Genomic DNA, 3,985 nt, shown 5'->3' with positions numbered 1-3,985 from the left:
CTAGAATATCGAGATAGCCCGCCTCGACCGCGCCTTTGGGTCATAGATAAAGCCCTGGATCGTCGCGCGGGTCAGGTGCGTGGGGTTCAACCGGTCGCGCGACAGCTCCATCGCGAAGATCGGCAGGTTCATGCCGGTAATCGCCTCATTCGCGCCGATCTTGTACTCGCCCGCCGTCCCGACGCGGGTGTCGCAGGCGTTCAGGATGAATACGCCCATCGCAATGGCATGTCCGGTGCAGGCCGCGACCACCGGCAGTTTGTTGCCATAGAGCCGCAGCAGCAATTCGGCCCCGGCATCGAGCAGCTTGTACACCCCGTCCGCCCCGAGGCTGGCAAAGGCATTCAAATCAAACCCGCCCGAAAATCGCCCGTCGCGGCCTGCGAGCACAATAGCCTTGGCCTCCGCCTCTGCCGTGTCTAGCGTGGCGTTGAGCGCGGCGATCATCTCGAAATTGATCGCATTGGCCTTGCCGTCATCCATGCGGATCAGGGCGATGTTGTTGGTGATTTCGAGGGTGGCGGGCGCAGATGCGGACATTGGGGCTCTCCTGAGTCTGTTTCAGGAGAGTAAAACTGACGTTTACGTAAACGTCAACTATTATTCATAAGCGCCCCCTGTTCAACGCTCTGCCAATTGTTATACCGGTTGCAAAGAACAACCCAATCGAGGAGCCCCCCATGCCCGAAACGCCGAACCAGACGCTGTCCGAATACACACCCGCCAAAGTGTGGGAATGGAACACCGAAAGCGGCGGGCGCTTTGCCAATATCAACCGGCCGATCGCGGGGGCGACGCATGACAAGGAGCTGCCCATCGGCAAGCATCCGCTGCAACTTTACTCGCTCGGTACGCCTAATGGGGTGAAGGTGACGGTGCTGCTCGAGGAGCTGCTCGCGCTGGGCCATACCGGTGCCGAATATGATGCCTGGCTGATCAATATCGGTAATGGCGACCAGTTCGGCTCAGGCTTTGTCGATGCCAATCCCAATTCGAAAATTCCGGCACTCGTCGACCGCTCGGGCCGGGCGCCGCAGCGCGTTTTCGAATCGGGTGCGATCCTGCTCTATCTCGCCGAGAAATTCGGCGCCTTACTGCCCACCGATCCCGCCAAGCGCACCGAGGCGCTGAGCTGGCTGTTCTGGCAGATGGGCAGCGCGCCTTATCTCGGCGGCGGCTTCGGCCATTTCTACGCCTATGCCCCTTTCAAGATCGAATATTGCATCGATCGTTTCGCGATGGAGGTGAAGCGGCAGATGGATGTGCTCGATCGCAATTTGGCGGACCGCGAGTTCATAGCAGGTGACGAATATTCAATCGCCGATATCGCGATCTGGCCCTGGTATGGCGCACTTGCCATGGGGCTGATTTATGAAGCGGGCGAATTTTTGGATGTCGGCAGTTACAAAAATGTCCAGCGCTGGACCAAGCAGATCGCCGCGCGGCCGGCGGCGCAGCGCGGGCGGATGGTCAACCGGGTGATGGGTGATCCGGCTACCTGCCTACCCGAACGGCACGACGCCAGCGACTTTGAAACGCGGACCATCGAAAAGCTGACGGCAGCAGGGGAATGGCCGCCGAAGAAGGATTGACCTAAGTCGAGTGTTCACATAATGTTCCTTCCATATTGGAGGAGATGATTCGATGATCGGTTATGTGACTTTGGGCACCAACGACCTTGCCCGCGCCGCCAAATTTTATGACGCCATTGCAGCAGAGCTTGATACGCCGCGCATGATGGAGGTTGCCGGTTTTATCGCGTGGGCAAACCCGGGCGGTGCCGCAGGCATCGGCCTGACCAAACCCTTTGACCGCAATCCTGCCACGGTCGGCAATGGCGTCATGGTGGCGCTCGAGGCGAAGGACAAGGAGCAGGTACATCGGCTCTACGACATCGCGCTCGCCAATGGTGGCACCTGCGAAGGCCCTCCGGGACCGCGCGGCGATGAAGGCTTCTATGCCGGTTATTTCCGCGATCCCGATGGTAACAAGCTCAACGCCTTCATCATGTGACAGGTTGCAGCCTGCATTGGCGCCATCTTTGTAGACTTTGGGCGGGGAGTTTCTCGATATGAGCGTTCGAAAACTGGAGAAATTCCCGCTCCACCTCGGCCTTGGTGCGACCGCTGTCCCGCAGCCCGAATTCACCGGGGGGATGGAATGGTATATGGGCTATGGTGGTCGCCACGGAGGCGATGGGGCCGAAGGACGGCTGGTTTCGATGCACCATTTCACCGAAAGCTGGGACAGTTGGGAAATGCATCCGGCAGGCGATGAAGTTGTTGTGTGCACATCGGGCCAGATGACGCTTATCCAGGAATTTCCCGACGGTGCCACCGCTTCGGTGACGATTGGCGCGGGTGAATATGTCATCAACCCGCCCGGCGCGTGGCACACCGCCGACATCGAAGGCGAGGCAACGGCGTTGTTCATCACCGCCGGATTGGGTACCGAACAACGGGCAAGATAGGCCAAGGCTGGTAAAAGCAGCCGCTCTCGCCTAAGGGCGGGCCATGCATTTCCTAGATCAGGCGAAAATCTACATCCGCTCCGGTGCCGGTGGCCCCGGGGCTGTCAGCTTTCGCCGCGAAAAATATATCGAATATGGCGGTCCTGATGGGGGCAATGGCGGCAAAGGTGGTGACATCATCTTTGAAGCCGTTGCCGGTCTCAATACGCTGATCGACTTCCGCTACACCCAGCATTTCAAGGCCCCGCGCGGCGGCGGCGGTGCAGGCCGTGATCGCTATGGCGCAGGCGGCGAAAATCTTGTGATCAAGGTTCCCGTCGGAACACAGATTCTTGCAGATGACGACGAGCGGACATTGCTCGCCGACCTGACCAAGGTTGGCCAGCGCATCACCTTCCTCAAAGGCGGGATGGGTGGTCGCGGCAATGCCAGTTACAAAACGAGCACCAACCGCGCCCCACGCCAGCACCAGCCCGGCGAGGATGGCGAGGAAATGTGGGTCTGGCTGCGGCTGAAACTGCTCGCCGATGCTGGTCTGGTTGGTCTGCCCAATGCCGGCAAATCGACCTTCATCAATCAGGTGACCAACACCAAGGCCAAGGTCGGGGCCTATGCCTTCACCACGCTGCGCCCCCAATTGGGTGTTGTCAGTCATAAGGGCCGTGAATTTGTGCTTGCCGATATTCCGGGGCTGATCGCGGGCGCGGCGGAAGGGGCTGGCGTTGGCGATCGCTTCCTGGGTCACATCGAACGCTGCCAGATACTGATCCACCTTATCGACGCCACCGGCGATGATCCCGTTTCGGCCTGGCACACCGTGTGCGACGAACTCGAAGCTTATGGTGCGGGCCTTGAAGACAAGCCGCAGATTGTCGCGCTCAACAAAGGTGACCTGCTCGACGAAGAGTTGATGGCTGACATTTCCGAACAGCTTGAGGCGGCTGGCGCGCAAGAGGTGATCGCAATATCTGGCGCAACCGGACAAGGCGTTGACAAGGTGCTCGATCGAGTCATCGCGGCACTACCCGATAAGAGCAGCGTTGAAACCTCCAGCGGGGATAATGAGGAAGGCGAATGGTCGCCCATCTGACACCAGCCGCCTGCCCACTATTGGTGGTCAAAGTTGGCTCGTCGCTGCTGGTCGAGCCCGATGGGGCAGTCCGCCAGAACTGGCTCGAAACGCTCGTTGCCGACATATCCTTGAGGCACAAGGCGGGCCAGAAAATCGTCGTGGTCAGCTCGGGTGCGATCGCTCTGGGGGCACGGCGGCTCGGTTTTGAAAAAGGCGGCCGCGCAAGCCTCGCCGATGCGCAGGCCTCGGCTTCCGTCGGGCAGATTTTGCTTTCAGGCATCTGGGCGGAGCTTTTGGGTGAACAGGGGCTGACCGCAGCGCAAATGCTGGTGACGCTCGATGATCTTGAAGACCGCCGCCGATATCTCAACATCACTGCGACATTGGACCGCTTGCTGGGCGCAGGGGCCGTGCCCGTCATCAATGAAAATGACAGCGTCGCG

The 3,985-nt window shown here is 59.7% G+C and carries 5 protein-coding genes and 1 pseudogene; 5 read left to right on the top strand and 1 reads right to left on the bottom strand.

All coding sequences use genetic code 11. The annotated features are described in order from the left end of the window. On the bottom strand, positions 1 to 540 hold the full coding sequence (locus Q0239_RS14370) for a crotonase/enoyl-CoA hydratase family protein (protein ID WP_298604048.1): 540 nt from the start codon (positions 538 to 540) through the stop codon (positions 1 to 3). A gap of 140 nt (positions 541 to 680) precedes the next feature. Here Q0239_RS14370 and yghU point away from each other — a divergent pair, with 140 nt between their 5' ends. The 5 genes and pseudogenes from yghU to Q0239_RS14345 all read left to right on the top strand — a co-directional run. Continuing rightward, positions 681 to 1,592 (top strand): glutathione-dependent disulfide-bond oxidoreductase, encoded by a 912-nt coding sequence (gene yghU / locus Q0239_RS14365; RefSeq protein ID WP_298604046.1) that lies wholly within the window; start codon positions 681 to 683, stop codon positions 1,590 to 1,592. Positions 1,593 to 1,644: 52 nt separating this feature from the next. After that, positions 1,645 to 2,013 (top strand): VOC family protein, encoded by a 369-nt coding sequence (locus Q0239_RS14360; RefSeq protein ID WP_298604043.1) that lies wholly within the window; start codon positions 1,645 to 1,647, stop codon positions 2,011 to 2,013. 58 nt (positions 2,014 to 2,071) lie between these two features. Next, complete coding sequence (locus Q0239_RS14355; protein ID WP_298604040.1) at positions 2,072 to 2,470, top strand: cupin domain-containing protein; 399 nt, start codon at positions 2,072 to 2,074, stop codon at positions 2,468 to 2,470. A 43-nt stretch (positions 2,471 to 2,513) separates the two neighbouring features. Further along, entirely contained in the window at positions 2,514 to 3,560 is a 1,047-nt protein-coding gene (gene obgE, locus Q0239_RS14350) for a GTPase ObgE (RefSeq protein WP_298604038.1), read from the top strand. Then, a pseudogene (locus Q0239_RS14345) lies at positions 3,545 to 3,985 on the top strand (glutamate 5-kinase); the annotation flags it as partial. The gene obgE and the pseudogene Q0239_RS14345, both read left to right, overlap by 16 nt.

This window comes from uncultured Sphingorhabdus sp. (genome assembly GCF_937872355.1).
Classification (GTDB): Bacteria; Pseudomonadota; Alphaproteobacteria; order Sphingomonadales; family Sphingomonadaceae; genus Sphingorhabdus_B.
The sequence above is the reverse complement of the archived record's forward strand: the minus strand, read 5'-3'. Positions and strand labels throughout refer to the sequence as shown.

Excerpts from the sequence above, each read along its gene's own strand:
- Q0239_RS14370 (WP_298604048.1), bottom strand. The coding sequence starts at position 540 with ATGTCCGCATCTGCGCCCGCCACCCTCGAAATCACCAACAACATCGCC.
- yghU (WP_298604046.1), top strand. The coding sequence starts at position 681 with ATGCCCGAAACGCCGAACCAGACGCTGTCCGAATACACACCCGCCAAA.
- Q0239_RS14360 (WP_298604043.1), top strand. The coding sequence starts at position 1,645 with ATGATCGGTTATGTGACTTTGGGCACCAACGACCTTGCCCGCGCCGCC.
- Q0239_RS14355 (WP_298604040.1), top strand. The coding sequence starts at position 2,072 with ATGAGCGTTCGAAAACTGGAGAAATTCCCGCTCCACCTCGGCCTTGGT.
- obgE (WP_298604038.1), top strand. The coding sequence starts at position 2,514 with ATGCATTTCCTAGATCAGGCGAAAATCTACATCCGCTCCGGTGCCGGT.